This window comes from Ruegeria sp. AD9, assembly GCF_056542305.1.
In genome coordinates, this window is record NZ_JBQFZP010000020.1 from 39,903 (window position 1) to 56,465 (window position 16,563).

General features: G+C 56.4%; 15 protein-coding genes and 4 pseudogenes. 8 read left to right on the forward strand and 11 right to left on the reverse strand.

Annotation, left to right across the window (positions count from 1 at the left end):
- Positions 1-16: 16 nt before the first annotated feature.
- Positions 17-406, reverse strand: a complete 390-nt coding sequence (locus ACR0AM_RS19365) for a MerR family transcriptional regulator (protein WP_480623747.1) — start codon at positions 404-406, stop codon at positions 17-19.
- Positions 407-504: 98 nt separating this feature from the next.
- Between ACR0AM_RS19365 and ACR0AM_RS19370 the strand changes: the two genes are divergently transcribed.
- From ACR0AM_RS19370 to ACR0AM_RS19380, 3 genes and pseudogenes are all read left to right on the forward strand, one after another.
- Positions 505-828, forward strand: coding sequence for a hypothetical protein (locus ACR0AM_RS19370; protein ID WP_480623748.1), 324 nt, complete (start codon positions 505-507; stop codon positions 826-828).
- A 4-nt stretch (positions 829-832) separates the two neighbouring features.
- Complete coding sequence (locus ACR0AM_RS19375; protein WP_480607133.1) at positions 833-1,051, forward strand: GDCCVxC domain-containing (seleno)protein; 219 nt, start codon at positions 833-835, stop codon at positions 1,049-1,051.
- A gap of 316 nt (positions 1,052-1,367) precedes the next feature.
- Positions 1,368-1,472, forward strand: a pseudogene (locus tag ACR0AM_RS19380) (IS5/IS1182 family transposase); the annotation flags it as partial.
- Between the two features lie 324 nt (positions 1,473-1,796).
- Here the strand turns inward: ACR0AM_RS19380 and ACR0AM_RS19385 are convergent.
- Both ACR0AM_RS19385 and ACR0AM_RS19390 read right to left on the reverse strand, forming a co-directional pair.
- Positions 1,797-2,153, reverse strand: coding sequence for an inositol monophosphatase family protein (locus ACR0AM_RS19385; protein WP_480623749.1), 357 nt, complete (start codon positions 2,151-2,153; stop codon positions 1,797-1,799).
- Positions 2,122-3,024, reverse strand: coding sequence for an AraC family transcriptional regulator (locus tag ACR0AM_RS19390; RefSeq protein ID WP_480623750.1), 903 nt, complete (start codon positions 3,022-3,024; stop codon positions 2,122-2,124). The genes ACR0AM_RS19385 and ACR0AM_RS19390 overlap by 32 nt, the downstream gene beginning before the upstream one ends.
- A 161-nt stretch (positions 3,025-3,185) precedes the next feature.
- Between ACR0AM_RS19390 and ACR0AM_RS19395 the strand changes: the two genes are divergently transcribed.
- From ACR0AM_RS19395 to ACR0AM_RS19410, 4 genes and pseudogenes are all read left to right on the forward strand, one after another.
- The gene (locus tag ACR0AM_RS19395; protein WP_480623751.1) at positions 3,186-3,998 is read left to right on the forward strand and encodes an SDR family oxidoreductase; all 813 of its coding nucleotides are present in this window, start codon (positions 3,186-3,188) and stop codon (positions 3,996-3,998) included.
- A 38-nt stretch (positions 3,999-4,036) separates the two neighbouring features.
- A complete protein-coding gene (locus tag ACR0AM_RS19400) occupies positions 4,037-4,906 on the forward strand; it encodes an SDR family NAD(P)-dependent oxidoreductase (RefSeq protein ID WP_480623752.1) in 870 nt (289 codons plus the stop codon).
- Positions 4,907-5,136: 230 nt separating this feature from the next.
- Positions 5,137-6,023: pseudogene (locus ACR0AM_RS19405) on the forward strand (tyrosine-type recombinase/integrase).
- Between the two features lie 10 nt (positions 6,024-6,033).
- A pseudogene (locus ACR0AM_RS19410) lies at positions 6,034-7,272 on the forward strand (IS91 family transposase).
- A 389-nt stretch (positions 7,273-7,661) separates the two neighbouring features.
- Here ACR0AM_RS19410 and ACR0AM_RS19415 read toward each other — a convergent pair.
- The 7 genes and pseudogenes from ACR0AM_RS19415 to ACR0AM_RS19445 form a co-directional block, all read right to left on the reverse strand.
- Entirely contained in the window at positions 7,662-8,003 is a 342-nt protein-coding gene (locus ACR0AM_RS19415) for an IS110 family transposase (protein ID WP_480623753.1), read from the reverse strand.
- 91 nt (positions 8,004-8,094) lie between these two features.
- The gene (locus tag ACR0AM_RS19420; RefSeq protein WP_480521439.1) at positions 8,095-8,994 is read right to left on the reverse strand and encodes a sterol desaturase family protein; all 900 of its coding nucleotides are present in this window, start codon (positions 8,992-8,994) and stop codon (positions 8,095-8,097) included.
- Positions 8,995-9,139: 145 nt separating this feature from the next.
- A pseudogene (locus ACR0AM_RS19425) lies at positions 9,140-9,541 on the reverse strand (IS110 family RNA-guided transposase); the annotation flags it as partial.
- A gap of 156 nt (positions 9,542-9,697) precedes the next feature.
- Positions 9,698-10,441 carry an aspartate/glutamate racemase family protein gene (locus ACR0AM_RS19430; RefSeq protein ID WP_480623754.1) on the reverse strand — a complete coding sequence of 248 codons (744 nt, stop codon included), beginning with the start codon at positions 10,439-10,441 and terminating at the stop codon, positions 9,698-9,700.
- Between the two features lie 28 nt (positions 10,442-10,469).
- The gene (locus ACR0AM_RS19435; RefSeq protein ID WP_480623755.1) at positions 10,470-11,708 is read right to left on the reverse strand and encodes an NAD(P)/FAD-dependent oxidoreductase; all 1,239 of its coding nucleotides are present in this window, start codon (positions 11,706-11,708) and stop codon (positions 10,470-10,472) included.
- 1 nt (position 11,709) lies between these two features.
- The gene (locus ACR0AM_RS19440; protein WP_480623756.1) at positions 11,710-13,923 is read right to left on the reverse strand and encodes a TRAP transporter permease; all 2,214 of its coding nucleotides are present in this window, start codon (positions 13,921-13,923) and stop codon (positions 11,710-11,712) included.
- Positions 13,924-14,012: 89 nt separating this feature from the next.
- Positions 14,013-15,017 (reverse strand): TAXI family TRAP transporter solute-binding subunit, encoded by a 1,005-nt coding sequence (locus tag ACR0AM_RS19445; RefSeq protein WP_480623757.1) that lies wholly within the window; start codon positions 15,015-15,017, stop codon positions 14,013-14,015.
- Positions 15,018-15,145: 128 nt separating this feature from the next.
- Between ACR0AM_RS19445 and ACR0AM_RS19450 the strand changes: the two genes are divergently transcribed.
- Positions 15,146-16,093 carry a LysR family transcriptional regulator gene (locus ACR0AM_RS19450; RefSeq protein WP_480623758.1) on the forward strand — a complete coding sequence of 316 codons (948 nt, stop codon included), beginning with the start codon at positions 15,146-15,148 and terminating at the stop codon, positions 16,091-16,093.
- A gap of 27 nt (positions 16,094-16,120) precedes the next feature.
- Here the strand turns inward: ACR0AM_RS19450 and ACR0AM_RS19455 are convergent.
- Positions 16,121-16,563: integrase core domain-containing protein (locus ACR0AM_RS19455; protein ID WP_480623759.1), on the reverse strand; the 443-nt coding region annotated here is incomplete at its 5' end.

Consider the following 16,563-nt stretch of genomic DNA (forward strand, 5'->3'; position numbering starts at 1 on the left):
GAGCCTCAAAGTGCAATTAGTAGGTCCGTATCTGCGCAAGCATCGGGCAAGAAACGTTCCCGATGTTACAGTTGGCCGTAAGTTCATTCAGGGCGGCCTCCAATCGCTTAAGTTCGTTTATCTTCATACGCACATTGGAGATATGAAGCTCGGCCAGTTCCTTAACGGATTGGCAATCCTCGCTATCACCTTCGGACAGGTTGAGAAGCACCTTTGCATCGGCAAGCGAAAAACCCAAGTCTCGGCACTTCCGTAGAAAACGAAGCCGTCCAACATCGTGCGCGGCGTACATGCGTCGATTATTCGATGCTCTTTCTGGTTTAGGCACGATCCCTTCGCGTTCGTAATAGCGGATAGTTTCAATTCCGACTCCGCTTTGCCGGGATGCTTCCCCAATCGCAAACATGTGAGATTTCCTGCCTTGATCCTGTAGTGGCTACAGAAGTTATACGAGAAGTTGCTGTCTCCACAACTCCGCGCGTCATGGTTCATGAGGGAAACGGAATGCAGAAACACCTTAGCCTCAGCTACTTGGGATCTCTATCAGCACTTGGCGTCGCGACTTGCTGCGTTTTGCCCATGATAGTGATGTTAATGGGGCTGGGCGGCAGTTGGTTGGCAATCTTTGGAAAGCTTGCCGCAGCGAGTTACTATGTGCTGACGATTTCAACGGCGCTCGTCGCGATATCGTGGCTGGTATCTTATCAGCGCGGTTCCTTGCCGACGTTGAAATGGCGGCTTGCAGGAACGACTCTGATCACCGGCGTGGCTTGGGTCGTTGTGTTTAACGAGGCACGGATTAACGATTACCTGATCATGAAGATGTGAGACTATGACAAAACAAACTGTAGTCCTGGAAAGCACCCTGACTTGCCCGAAATGCGGCCACAGCGAATCCGAGGAAATGCCAACGGATGCTTGCCAGTGGTTCTATGAATGCAAATCGTGCAAAACAGTTTTGAAGCCATTGGAAGGCGACTGTTGTGTTTACTGTTCATATGCCACGGTCCCGTGTCCACCAATTCAGCTAGGCGATAGCTGTTGCAGATGAAGCGAAGGATGGCTTTGTTGAGCGAACTGTGAGCTGCCGCCGCGAGCATCGCGGCGATTTGCTTGAATGACAGGTTTTCCGCTGCTTGGCCGCACAAGACATTCGGCAGTTGCAGCGTTGTTCCTGCTGCAAGCGCATGCACCAATAAAATCCAGGGCACAGGTTGGGTTCGAAACGCTATTTCGCCGCATCGCGTACGAACGGCTGGTTAAAGCCGTGAAGCTGACATTCCCGGTCTTCTCTACTTCCGAAAGGCTTTGTTGCACAATTGGCGTGAGGGATTCCCTGTTTGAATCCAGTAGGGTAGCTATGAGGCGTGAGCAGTTGGTCCGCTAAGACGTACAAGACCAGGAACTGGCCTTCGTACAACACAGCGCTTAGGCAGCGTGGTTCGCTATCGATCTGGTTTGATCCTGAGATGGAATTGTAAAAGTCCCTCCAGGGAAAGGGGAAGCGCGCTCAAACCCTGATCTGTGCAACAAAGCCATCCTTGGGGATGCAACCCCAACTCAAAGGATTACATTGCCTCACCCCCTTTGCAGGAGAGATTCTTCGATAGCTTCTGAAACGGAAGACGACCTTACAGGTAATTGTTGCAACGGCATTGCCAAGTTATTTGTGTGTGAATGAGAGGGGTGAGGCTTGGGCTTGTCACGTGGTCATTTCGGCCGCATAGCCAAAAGTTTGCGACAAAGCCGTTTGAAACTTATGATAGGCATAGATAGCAAGCGGCTCCGAAATCATCTTACCCGTAGATGGCTGCTTTTGTCAGGTCGTGAAGTTTAGAATTGCTGGCCAAGACAGCCCCCCCTCTTTCAATGAATTCGGAATATGGGGGGAAATCGACCTTGCCACCTGCCTCCTCCACAATGAGCATTCCGGCAATGGCGTCCCAAGGATTGAGATGTGCTTCAAAAAACGCATCGGCCCGTCCAGCGGCAACGGTAAGCAAGCTATAAGCGGCAGATCCGTTTCGACGATATTCCATGCCATGGTCGATCAGTCTCTGGACTTGATCGAGATAGTCGTCGGCGCCGTGGCGCGCGGATCGTCCCAATAGAACCAGCGCATCACTCGCAAGCTCGCAACTTGAATTCGGCATCTCGATCCTGTCTTGGTGAGCATCCGAATTTGCGGACATATTCTCTCGAGAACTGAGCCGAGCTTTGGTATCCCACCCCGTAGGCAACCTCAGAGACCTTTGCGCCGGTGATTTGAAGTTCATTACGGGCATGAAGCAAACGCAGATCTTTCTGGTATTGCAGCGGCGAGGTTCCCGTGACTGCTTTGAACTGTTCGAAGAAGGCCGAACTGCTCATCCCCACACGAGCGGCAAGCTCTCTCACGGCAAGGGGTTTGCCCAGATCTGATCGGATCTCGTTCGTCGCCGCAAAAATCCGGCTAGCCGTGTTCTCGTGCCACACCAGTTTTCGAAGCGCGCCACCATGTTGCCCGATCAGCAGGCGGGCGTGGATTTCCCGCGCCGTGATCGGCGCCAGCAAGTGTCGTTCCTCTTCGGCTTCGCACTGGCGAAAATATCGCAACAAGGCGTCTCGCATGTCATCACCAGTGGGTGCGAGGCAAATCGAAAACGGATCCGACACACGGTGGGTGGTTGACTGCGGCAAGGCCGGAGCTAGGGCGCGAAGGTGATCCAGATCAAGGGGGAATACGAGCGCGACATAGGGAAGATCGGGCGTGGCCTCGGTAATCCTTGAAACAACCGGCAGCGCGTTGCTGACGATCAGCGACTGCCCGGCCCGCACGGTAAGCGTTCTGGAGCTGGTCCCAACCTCCTTTGCACCTTGCAGGACCGCGCACAACAGCGGGCGGTAGACATTTGCGTCATGTTGGGTGATCGCCGGATGGGTGAGAAATACCGTCCCACCGTCCTTATGTGTCAACACACCGTGCGTGACGCCTGAGTGATCAAGTTGAACGAGAACGTAGTCCAATAACGCCCGAGGTCCCATGAATGCCTCCTGTGGGTCGACCCATCTTTACCACGGGAGCAATGCAAACACTTACCCAAAACTTCAGATTGTGGAGGATTGTGCAAGAAAACTGGAGAATATTGAAAGATTCATCCTGCCTTGGTGATTATCGTGACTATAGGAAGTGAGGGATTTGAGATATGAAAACGATTCTTATCACCGGGGCCTCGTCGGGAATTGGCGCAGCGACGGCCCGGCATTTCCAAGCAAACGGTTGGAATGTCATCGCCACGATGCGCAACCCCACGGATGGCCCCGAGCTCGGCGCGTTAGAAAACGTACATCTGGCCCAACTGGATGTGACGGATTCGGGTTCAATTACAAAGGCCGTAGGCGAAGGCATCGAACGGTTCGGGCAGATAGATGTTTTGCTGAACAATGCGGGCTATGGCGCCTACGGTGCGTTAGAGGCCTTTTCGATGGATCGCATTCGGCGTCAGTTTGATACCAACGTGATTGGGTTGATGGAAGTGACCAAGGCTGTTCTGCCCCATTTCCGTCAGAACCAGTCGGGCACGGTTATCAATATCTCGTCCATTGGTGGGCAGATCACATTTCCACTTGGCGCGCTTTATCACGGCACAAAGTTTGCAGTTGAGGGGCTTTCGGAGTCACTACACTACGAGCTGGAGCCCCTTGGCATTCGGGTCCGAATTGTCCAACCGGGCATGATAAGAACCAACTTTGGAGGCAGTTCTTTCGATTTCGCCATGGATGAGAAGCTGCCGGACTACGCGCCAATGGCTGAAGCCATGGGGCGCCTGTTTGGCAAGCTGGCCGCGAACCCTTCTGCGCCTGAAACTGTCGCAAAGGTCATTTGGGATGCGGCCAACGCGACCGGAAACCGCCTGCGCTTTCGCGCAGGGCCTGATGCTGAAGAGCTGCTCGTTGCGCGTAAGCAACAAGATGACGAGACGTTCATCGGTGGTCTCAAGGAAAAGATGGCACTCTGAAGGGCCACTCAGTCGTTCACAGAAAGAGCTGATGATCCATGTACAGCGAAGCAATTGAAAAAGGCGGCTTGGCCGTTGTAACCGGGGCGGCAAACGGCGTGGGCAAAGCCGCAGCCCAACGCTTTGTACAAGACGGTCTGGGGGTTGTGCTGGTCGACCTGGCTGGTGAGGCATTAGACAGAGCCGAGGCGGAATTGCGCGATCTGGCCGGCTCGTCCGCAACTGTTCAGGCAATTCCGACTGATGTCACCGACACCACCGCCGTGAATGCCTTGGCGGATCAAGCTTTTGCGCTCGGCGAGATAGCTGTCCTAATGAACAATGCCGGTATCGCGCTGCCGACCAACAGTTGGGAAAACGCGGAGAATTGGCGCAAAGTGCTAGAGGTCAATCTTTTTGGGGTCATGAATGGCGTGCATGCTTTCCTGCCGCGCATGTTCAAAGCGGCGCGCCCCGCTGTGGTAATCAACACGGGGTCAAAACAGGGCATCACCACACCGCCCGGAAACCCCGCCTACAATACCAGCAAAGCCGCCGTGAAGGTCATGACTGAAATGCTGGCGCACGAATTGCGACAGGCCGAGACGGAAATTACCACTCACCTGTTCGTACCGGGGTTCACCTATACCGCAATGATTCAGAAATTCATGCCGGAAAAACCTGCTGCCGCCTGGACAAGCGAAGAGACAATCGACTACCTGCTGAAGCGCATGTCGGCCGGAGATTTCTACATTCTCTGCCCGGACAACGATGTGTCCGAAGAGCGCGACAGCAAACGCGTTGAATGGGCTGCGGGTGACATAATCAACAATCGCCCGGCTCTTTCACGCTGGCATCCCGACTATGCTGATGCCTTTGCGGCGCACGAGGCCTCGGAAAAGTCGCACAAAACGAAAGGTCGTGGATAGAGCAAGTGAAACTGTTACCCAGGCAACAAAGCTCACACCTCGTCTATAAACCTAGCGGACATTCATACGAAGCGCAGAATTAAGCACATTTGGGCTCTTGGACGAAGCCGCTCGCGCGGCAATGGCGCTTGTTGCCGATGGTGTGCGTCACTCCTGAAGCCGGGCATTTTGCGAACTGATCAACCTGTCTGACGATTGGGGCTTTCTCAGTCGACAGACAGGAGGTTCCGATGACAAAGGAGAGAACCACGCCGCTGCGTGAGCGGATGATCGAGGACATGCGTATTCGGGGTTTGGGAGACAAATCCCAATGTGCGCACATTCGTGCGTTGAAGGAGTTCGCTGCGTTTCTGGGGCGCTCGCCCGATACGGCCACGCCGGAGGAGCTTCGGGCCTACCAGCTTCACATGACGAATGCCGAGGTCTCGCCGTCGGTTTACAACGCGCGCATCACCGCACTGCGCTTCTTTTCTCGATGACCTGCGGGCGCGAGGAGATGAAGCGGTACATGCAGTTCCGGACCGAACCGCGCAAACTGCCCGCAGAGCTCAGCGTCGAAGAGGTTTCCGAGCTTCTGGCCGTCGCGCCCGGTCCCGGACTCAAGTACCGTGCCGCGCTCAGTATTTCCTATGGCGCCGGGCTGCGGGCATCGGAGGTCTGCAATCTCACGATCGGCGACATCGACAGCGACCGGATGCTGATCCATGTCGTGCAGGGCAAGGGGCGGAAGGATCGCAAGGTGATGCTGTCGGTCGGGCTACTCGATCTTTTGCGTGAGTATTGGCTTGAGGCAAGGCCCCAGGGCTGGCTGTTTCCCGGCAAGCCGAAGATCAACCCGATCTCGCCGCGCCAGTTAAACCGCGCCTTCACCTCGGCCAAGCGCATGGCCGGGATCAACAAACCCGCGACGCTGCATACCCTGCGGCACAGTTTCGCCACGCATCTGCTGGAAGCGGGGACGGATGTGCGGGTCATTCAGGTGCTGTTGGGTCATGCCAAACTGACGACCACCGCCCAATATACCAAAGTCGCCACCAAGATGATCCGGGACACAACGAGCCCGTTCGAGGCGCTGAAGCAATTGAACCTGCAGACCCGCAAGACCCGACCGGGCTAAGGCGCAGACCTTGCCCCGCCCAAGGCTGGAGGTTGCTGACATCTTTCGTCGATACGGCCCCGCGTGGCGGCAGGCCAATGCCGGGCATGTCGGCCTGAGCCAGCTGAAGGTCATGTCGGCGATCGAAACCTGCCGGACAGAGGCCCTCGGCGGGCATGTGGCGGCCTGCACCAAGTGCAGCCATCAGCACATCGCTTATAACTCGTGCAAGAACCGGCATTGCCCCAAGTGCCAGGGACCGGCGGCGCGCGATTGGATGGAAGCGCGGGCCGAAGACTTGCTGCCGGTCGCAGTATTTCCATCTCTTCTTCACTCTGCCAGCCAAGATCGCCCGCATCGCCTATTGGAACAAGTGGTTGGTCTACGGGCTGCTGTTCAAGGCGTCGGCGCAAACGGTGATGACCATCGCCGCCGATCCGAGGCGCCTCGGTGCTCGGATCGGCATGACCAGCGTGTTGCATACCTGGGGATCGGCGCTCACTCACCATCCGCACATCCACATTATCGTTCCCGGCGGCGGTCTGTCGCCGGATGGTACGCGGTGGGTCGCCTGACGCCCCGGCTTCTTCCTGCATGTGCGCGTCCTGTCCCGGCTGTTCCGGCGACTGTTTCTGGAGGGGCTGATGGACCTGCACCGTGCCGGTCAATTGGCCTTCTTCAGCGATCTGGCCGAGCTGGAGAACGCGAACAACTTCACCGCTTGGCTCGGGCCATTCCGCAAATCCGAATGGGTGGTCTATGCCAAACCGCCCTTCGGTGGCCCCGAGGCGGTGCTGGCCTATCTCAGACGATACACCCATCGCGTGGCGATCTCGAACAGCCGCCTCGTCAGTGCCAATACCGACACCGTGACCTTTCGATGGAAGGACTACCGGATCAAACGCGGGGACAGAATGAAAGTCATGCGACTGGCCACGCCTGAGTTCATCCGCCGGTTCCTGATCCATGTCCTGCCCCCTCTCGGCAGATTTGGCTCCGCCAAATCGCCTGCCGGGCAATGGACGGCTTCCATCGCATCCGGCACTACGGCCTGCTGGCAAGTGCCGCCCGCAAGACCAACATCGCGAAGGTCCGCACGTTGCTCGGAGCGGAAACGGTCAGGCAGGAAGACGCACCCTCCGCCGAAGTCATCCCGCTCACCCTGCGCGAGCCGTGCCCGGATTGCGGCGGCCCGATGCGTATTATCGAGACGTTCCGGCGTGGCGAGGTGCCACGATCTCGCGCGCCACCGAGAAGGCTGGCCGCATGACGACACCTCCGTTCATCTCATCCACCGCAGACTGGTTGCCTCAGCTACACCGGCCGAGACCGCTTGTCTGTAGCTGTTCGGAACATTGCGAGGACGGCGCAAAACAGTTCTTTCAAGGGTTGAAGCCAGACCAAAGTCACAGGCAGAAACTGAGATCGGCAGCCTTCACCTCCAACACCTCCGCGTCCATCGCCGGCACAAAGTCAGCCGAAAACGCTCTTTCCCCATAAGTGGCACCCAGACCCCGCGGCTTCCTCCCTGAGAGATTTTCCAACGCGGGCCACAATCGAGCCAAGCCGAAACCTCACACCCTGGCCCGCATCAGAAAATCTTCATCATCGCGGACCTCGGAGGCAGTGCAGCATGTTGTGATAAAATGCTGTCCGTCGTCAGAGTTTCGATGGAGAATGGCCAATGCCGATCATACGGATGCCGAAGGTTTTGAGGACGCCACGGATGTGACCTTCGAGGTCCTTGCGCTGCCGGATCAGCCTTTCAAGGGCACCGACAAGGCTTCGCAGCCGGTCGACCTCTTCGCTGCGGATATGCACCGCAGTGAACCAGCCGGTTCGGGCGAGCTGCGCCAATCCTTCGGCATAGGTGGCGTCAGACTTGTTGAGCCGTGCCGACAAGCTCTTGTGCGCCTTGAGGGCAACAATGCAGGTCGCAGGCAGACCGAGACCGGCGAGGCCGCGCTGCAACAAGATCGACAACATTCCGCTTTCATGCACGATCCGTCGGGGCGTAAGTTCGCGGTTGCGAAACCAGCCCGCGACGCCCTGGGGATCAGCGGGACAGACGCCACGCGCTACAGTCTCAACGCTATTGGTCTATTTGGTCAGTGCCAAGCTTGGTTTGCCCGGACGAGACAGATGAAGATCGCTTCCGTTGGCTCGGGGTGTCGAGGGCACCTCCGCTCGCCGGGCCGCGCAGCGGCTGAATTAGCATTCGGTCGAGCCAGAGGTCTCGACGTGTGCGAAACTGCTCGATGCCGATTTCCATGCCCTTATGCCCCATCTCGGGTTGCGCAACGTAAGTGCCTAGAAGTCGATCCCACCACGGTAGATTAAAGCCAAAGTTCGAGTTGGTCTCGCTTGGATCAACGGAATGGTGGACTCGGTGCATGTCTGGAGTGACGACGATCCATCTAAGTATTCGATCCACCGGACGCGGCAAGTCAATGTTTGCGTGATTGAAGAGCGCAGTAGCGTTCACGATCACCTCGAACAGGAGCACGGCGACAGCGGGCGGCCCCAAGGTTGCTACAACCGCCAGCTTGATCCCCATCGAGATGAGAATTTCTACCGGATGGAAACGCAAGCCAGTGGTCGCGTCAAAATCGAGGTCGGCGTGATGCATCCGGTGCAGACGCCAAAGCCCCGGTACGGCGTGGAACATCACATGCTGAAGGTAGATTGCGAGATCGAGAAGCAGCATGGAGGCCACGATGGCAACCCAAACCGGCGCCTCGATGTTGTTGAAGAGCCCCCATCCGCGATCCTCGGACATAGCTGCGAGACCAACTGCGAGGATTGGAAAGGTCAGCCGCAGGATGGCGGTGTCGAGCACCACGAGCGCAAGGTTGTTTGTCCATCGGATAACGCGCGGAATATCCCGTCTTCGCCGGGGTGCGGCCACTTCCCAAAGTGCCATCGCCGCCAGGACGGATAAGAAGGCAATAAGGCGGATAGTTGGTTCAGCAGCAAGGATTGTGTCGGACATGGACATCCACTATTCGGGTTTCTGTCGCGATAGAATTGCAAGCTGTTCTAGGCGACGACCGCTCCAATGTAACGCAGACATTCAAGCGATACCATCAGAGGGCGGCTTGGGTCCGCAACTCTGCCGTTCAGCAGATTTCAGCGAACGTCCGCTGCCGAACCAGCAACTCCCGGGCCCGCAGAACCATTGCGGACGCCTGGATCTCTTCACTTTTCACGGCAACAAAGCGCATAGTTGGTCTACTCGCGGCTTCGCAGATCGCTTCCGCATCGGCCGTATCGTTCTTTTGACATTTGACGAATGGATTCACGTAGGCCGGATGGATCAGCTTGACTTCGTGACTCAAGCGACTGATCTTGCGCGGCCAATAATGCGCACTGGCACAGGCCTCCATTACAACCACGCAACGCGGCAGCTTTGCGAAGAACTCAAGGACCTGACCCCTGCGCAATTTCTTCCGAAAAACAGGATGACCTGATCCATCCGCTCCGTGCACCTGGAAAACGTTCTTCGCCAAATCCAGGCCAATCATACTAATATCTTCCATAAACGCCTCCATTCAGGTTGTTTGCAAACCTAAAATGGCACACCGAGGCCAGCGCGGGCGTCTACACCTTCAGAACCGGAGCCCAGAATCGGGCGCATTCGTCTTTTGACGAAACGGTGATCCAATTCATTTCTCGCCACTAAAAGCACGACGCAGTCAGCGTTGCCATGGCATCATTCCAGAGTAAGGTACCCGGACCGCTACAGAATGCGCCATTTGTGCTAATGTCGTAAGGTCAAAAACGGGAAGCTGCAGCTCTTCCTGAAGACGCGCGGCATATGGCGGCAAATCGGTGCACTCCAGTACCAGCGACCTGATTTCCGGTGTTTGGTGTTTTAGTCGCCGTGCTGCTTCAAGGACTTCGGCCTCGATCACATCGGTGTCCATGCGGGTCCGTTTATTCCGCAAGATCACCTCAGCGAATTCGCTGGTGTCCTCCAATCCTTGCACCGCGACGGGTATACCGGCGGCTCCGACGCCTTCGAAATGCTTTGGCGTCAAGGCTGACGCATTTGCAGTCAGCACGCCCACCGGGGCCTTGGCTCCGGTCATATGGAAGGCGAGGGGCACCTGAATCAGGCTCGATGCAAAGACAGGCACGGAAACGGCTGCGGCGAGTTCCTTTTGGAACAAAGCCAGAAACCCGCAACTTCCCGTAATGGCGCGAACGCCCTCGGCCTCAAGGCGTTTTGCGCCCTCAACAAAGGGGGCAAGCAACTCAGGCGATGGGTTGTTCAGCAGGGTCGGGACGGTGATGCCGTCGATCATTTCGTAGAGCACCGGAAACGGAAGGCTGGACGGATTCTTGATGTGTCCGGGCGGTTTGGGGAAATAGCTTTCAAGGCACAAAACCCCGATCGAAGCCCCGCAGATGTTTTGACCACCTTCGTAAATTGGCATGGTACTTGGGTCCTTTTGACTTAGAGATCTAAAATCGGGCCAGCGAGAATGGGTCCAAACTGATATTTGGACTGCGGTCAGACACGAGATCCGCCACTAGTTCCCCCGTTTTCGGTGCCATCATCAGGCCGTAGTGAGAATGCCCGAACGCAACGTAGAGCCCGTCTTTGCCATTGAGCGGCCCAATCGCAGGCAGGCTGTCAGGAAATGAGGGGCGCCGTCCCATCCAGAACTTCGCCCCACCTGTATCAAGGTCCGGCACCAAAGATTTGGCCTGATCGGTCAGTATCTTTTCTTTTCGCGGGTTGGCTGGTGCGTCTACGCTGCCAAACTCGGCCGTGCCGGCAACCCTCAGTCCGCCCAACATCGAACTTGCGACGATCTTTGCATCCACATCCATGACGGAATTGTTCAGCACAGCCGAAGGGCTCGGGAACTCGATATGATACCCCCGCTCAGCCACAAGCGGTACCGGCAGTCCGAGGGGTTTCAGCAGGTCGGCAGACCACACCCCGGCGGCAAGTACAACATGGTGCGCGTGCAACGAATCTTGCGACGTGGAAATCTGCCATCCGCTTTCCCCGGCGCGACTAATCTTGGTGACTTCGGTCCGCACGAATTCGGCACCTTGGGTACGCGCTTTTTCGGCCAGAACAGCGCCCAAACGCCCCGGTGAAGTTGCGCGCGCTTGGCCTTTGATCACGATTGCAGCCTTGAACTCATTGGACAGTGCAGGTTCCAGGCGCCGTAGTTCAGTACCGTCAACACGCTCCAACTCACCACCTTTTTCCCGACGGATCAGATAGCCAAGCCCGTCTAGGTCGGCCTCTTCCGGATTGCGGAACGCGTGAATGTAGTAGCTGTCGACGATCAGGTTCTCGTGCCCAGTGCCTTGCAAGTGCCGACGATAAAGATCAATGGACGGACGGCACAAAATCTCCATCGCATCCGAAACTTCGCGCACAGTCTTTTCGCTGGACTTACCCAGAAAGCGCAGCCCCCACGGGATCATCTTCGGCCAGAAGGATGTCCGGACCGACAACGCGCTTTTCGGATCCAACAGCATTTGAGGAAGTTTCTTCCAAATGCCGGGAACGGCCTGGGGAATGATCGACCAGGGAGACACCACACCTGCATTGCCGAATGAGGTCTCCTGCCCGGGCTCTCCCCGGTCAATCAACCGCACGGTTTTGCCACGTTCCTGCAATGACAGGGCGCAGCAGATGCCGACGATCCCGGCGCCGATAATGGTTACACGTTCAGACATGTCAGGCCGTTGCTTGAGTTCGGGTGCGGGCGATCAACTGCGTAACGATCACGGGTGACGCTACTGCCAGCGCGATCAGGTCAGCCGTTATCGTGGGCGCTACGAAGATGATCCCGGCAAAAGCCATCAGAATACGAGACAATACGTTGAGCGGTTGCAGCCAATAACCGACGACCGCCGCGGACAGGGCGATGACCCCCGCTATGCAGCTTGCCGCAGTGTATGTGAACTCCCAAAAATCGAACCCGGTGGAGGACACGAACAACAAAACCGGTGCATAGACGAATGCCATCGGCGCTATCACCTTGCCCAACCCGAGCGTAAACGCGGACAGCCCGGTGCGAAACGGATTTGAGTTGGCGATCGCAGCCGCCGCATAAGCCGATGTACAGACCGGAGGCGTAATTTCGGACACCACGCCGTAGTAGAGCACGAACAGGTGGCTTGCGATGGGCGGAACACCCAACTGGGCCAGCGCGGGCTGCGCGACAGAAACCAGCATGATGTAAAGCGCGGTGGTTGGAATACCCGCCCCCATCAAAATGCAGACGACAGCGATGAAGATCAGGGAGATGAACAGTTGCAGGTCTTCGATTGCAAACAGCTGGAAGCTGCCGAACGAGATCATATTATAAAGATCCGCCGCCAGATTACCTGCCCCTTGCGTGACCATAAATCCGATACGAAAGCCGATACCAGTGGTGTTAATCACACCCACAACGATACCCACAGCGGCGGCAGCGGCACCCACCGCCAGCGAGTATTTTACGCCCAGTTCGACAGCAGCTAGCATCTCGGGCACTTCGATACGTTTTTGCGGGTTCAGTGTGGCAGTCACAGACAGCGCGCAGAGTATCGCGGTCATTGTCAGGTCGAACCCGCCATCCGAGAACTTCCATAACACAAAGGCCAGAAACGCCGCCGCGTAAATCAGCGTTGGTGGCTGCTTGATACGCGACATACCCGCGATCACCGCCAGCGATATGCCGCAGAAGGCAGACATGAATGGCGTGTAACCGGTAAACAGCACCACCAGCAGGCCAATCAAGGGCACGATATTAGCCCAACCTTCAGCCCAGACAGCCTTGAGTTGCGGCAATTGTTCCTTTGTCAGACCCTTCAGGTTCAGCTTGCGCGCCATCAAGTGCACAACCGCGAAGACGCCAATATAGTGCAGAAGCGCTGGGAAGATCGCAGCAATGACAATAGTGGTGTAAGGCACCTCCAGGAATTCGGCCATGATAAAGGCCGCGGCCCCCATGATGGGCGGCGTGATCTGGCCGCCCGCCGAGGAAGCAGCCTCGACCCCGCCCGCGAAATGGCCGGGGTAGCCCAGGCGTTTCATGTTCGGGATGGTCAGCGCGCCGGTTGAAACCGTGTTGGCGACCGAGGACCCTGAGATCGTTCCAAAGAAAGCCGATGATACGACCGACACCTTGGCCGGACCACCTGTATAGCGACCCGCCAGAATGGTGGCATTGTCGATAAACAACTTTCCCAACCCGGTGCGCTGCGCGATCACACCAAACAAAACGAAATGGAAGACGATGGTCGAAACGACCCAAAGCGTGACGCCATAGATGCCTTCCTGCGGAAAGTACATCGACGACACGAAGGTTTTGAAGTTTACACCGGGATGCTGCAACAAGCCGGGGAAGTACGGCCCAAGCAGGGCATATGAGATAAAGACGCAGATGATCAGCGGCAGCACCCAGCCCAAAGTGCGGCGCGCGATGTCCAGTACCAGCAGGATGATGATCACACCCAATATCACATCGTAGGTGTTGGGGTTACCCATGCGGAATGTCTGTTCCTCGATCCCAAGAAAGGGAATGCCGCGCCATGCAACGCCAACATAAAGCGCAGCAACGATACCAAGCGCCATGAAAACCAAATCGTAAAGAGGGACATTCCCAATGCGAAACCGGCTGACCTTGAGTGCATAAAGGCTCTTGGCGCCGATAATAGGGATGGTGGCATAAACCAGGATGAACAGCAGGGCCAAGTAGATACCCATGTGCCAATGGTCCGCAGGCAGGCCGAACCCAGCGGTGAAAAACTCGTAGAACGCAAAGATCAGGGCGACGACGCGCAATACCTTGCCCGTGGTGGGCGAAACTTCACGTACAGCGGCACCTTCGTCGAACTGTTCCTCAATTGCGGCCAGTTCTTCGGCCGTCAGTTCGCGGTCATCAGGTTGCTGGGTCTCGGACATGATGGCCTCCCTGTCATATTGGTGCATTTTGACAGTGCGATGCCCCCATTGAGGCATCGCATCTGCAGGTCAGTTTTGTGAGTGGTAGGTTAAAGTAGACCTGCTTCTTTGTAGAACTTCTCGGCCCCCGGGTGCAGCGGAACACCCAGTGCCTCTACGCCGTCCAGTGCCGTATCAGGTGTGATTTGCTTGCCTTTGGCATGGCCGTTGTCCAGCAGTTTGCGCGTGTTGTCATTCCAAAGCGCCTTGGTCAGCTGATAGACCAGATCTTCGGACAGGTCCGAAGAGACAACCAGCATCGCGCTAACCGCAGGGGTCTTGGTTTCGGTGTCGATCCCTTCATAGACGCCACCCGGAATGACCGAGGGGATATAGGCCGGGATGATCTCGTTGATCTTCGCCAGATCTTCGTCGCTGAAGGAATGCAAGTTCATGCCCTTGGTCGATGACAGTTGAACCATCGCCGCAACGGGCCAACCTGCGGCATAGAAATAGGCGTCCAGTTGACCATCCGCCAAACGCTCTGCGCTCTGGCTGTTGTTCAGCTCGGCCTCATCCATATTGTCCCGGTTTACGCCCCAGGCATCCAGCATCTGCAGCACGGCAACTTGTGTACCGGAACCGGCTTGCGCGATACCTACACGCTTGCCTTCCAGATCGCCCAGATCATTGATCGTCTGTCCTGCAGGCAGAACCAGATGCAGATCCTCCGGGAACAAGTTTGCCACAATGCGCAGCTTGGGATGCGGCTTGCCTTCGAACTTGCCTTCGCCCAGATACATCGAACGGGTGACGTCTGCAGCGGCCAGACCGGCCTCAAGTTCACCGTTCTCAACGGCGGCGTTGTTGAAGACCGAAGCGGTGGTGGATTGCGCGATAGCAATCAGGCCCGGAACACCGCACTGGCCGCCTTCTTCACAGGGGCGCGAGCCCGGAGGGGCGGAGATACCGTTTGCGATGGTACCTCCGATAGGGAAGTAGGTTCCGCCTGCACCACCGGTCCCGATGCGGAAAAACGTTGGGTCCTGCGCCAGCGCAGGGGCGGCAAGCGCGCCCGCCAGAGCCAGTCCGGTCAAGCATTTCACAAATTTCATCATCATCTCCCTTTTTGGATGGTCAGATTCGGTTTGGCCGAATTTCGATCCTGCAAGCGTAGAGGCAAATTGCATAAAGGCAAATTTATTATATTTCACAAAACTATAGTTCAGCTTATACATAACTCATGAACCTTACGCAGCTGACTGTTTTCCGTGAGGTGATGGAGACCGGCTCCATCTCTCAAACCGCCAGGAAACTGAACCGCACCCAGCCTGCAATCAGTCTGGCCTTGAAGAATCTTGAAAAGACCCTTGGCCTGACACTGTTCGAGCGAAAGGGACGGCGATTGGTACCTGTCCCCGAAGCACATTACCTTTTGGCCGAAACCGCAGGCATTCTGGACCGCCTTGCGACAATTTCCAGCACGATGGAAGGATTGATCAAGGGGCATTCCGGCAGCCTGAATATCGCGACAATGCCAGGCCCGTCCGCCTTTCTTTTCCCGCGTTTCATCAGCCAATCGGTCGGCGAGAACCCCGAGATACGTATCACATTATCTACGCGCAGTTCGCCTCAGATCATGGAGCTTGCGGGCACGCAGAATATTGATTTCGGCTTCGCAGACTTCGAGTATTCGGCCGGGAAAGAGCCTCAGTATTCAACAGAACTGATCCAGGCAGATTGTTTTTGCGCCGTTGATCGTGACAGCCCGCTTGCTTCGCGCACGACCGTTTCCATTTCCGATCTTGACGGAGTCCCAATGGGGGGATTGCATGCCGCGCACCCGTTTCAGCGCAAAATTCGGCAAGAGTTTCAGGATGTATCCGCGAATTACAATCCAACGGTGACCTGTCAGTACTTTCTTCCCTTGATACCCTTTGTGAGTTCAGGACAGTGTTATTCGATCATGGACCCATTGACCGTTGCCACTGAACAAGAGCTGAACCTGTCTAATGGAAAGGTTGTATTCTTACCGTTCGAAAAACCGCTAAGATACGAGTATGCAACCCTTGTGCCCGACCACCGACCACCGTCTCAATTGGCTTTGAAGATCAAAGCGGGTTGGAAAGCCGAAGTTTTGTCGATGTTGGAAGAGGTGAAAGCCAAACCTATTGTAGTGGGGATAGATTAACTGACCTGCCCCCCGAGGCTCCCTCATTCATAACGTGAGTCTGCGGGTCTGGCTTTCATATTCCTCGGTTTCGGTCTGGGCAAGCGCGCCGGGCGCGGAGCCCTCAAATTGCTCAAGCGTCCGGCGCGCTTCTGCGGGTGTTTGGTTTCCTAGCGATGAGTGTGGCCTGACGTTGTTGTAATCGTACCGCCATAGCACCAGCTTGCGCCGGGCATCGTCCAGACTTTCGAACATCTCTTCATTCAGCAGCTCGTCGCGCAGGCTGCCATTGAACGACTCGATGAAGGCATTCTGCTGGGGTTTGCCAGGATCGATGTAGTGCCAGTCCACGCCGTTTTCGTTCGCCCATTTCAGAATCGCCCGGCTGGTGAACTCTGTTCCATAACACCTTCGGAATGATGTTAATGCAGAGGCTATGATTTCCTGCGCAGCCCTCAAATAGCGCAGCAGGTGATCATAGCCGGTTCTCA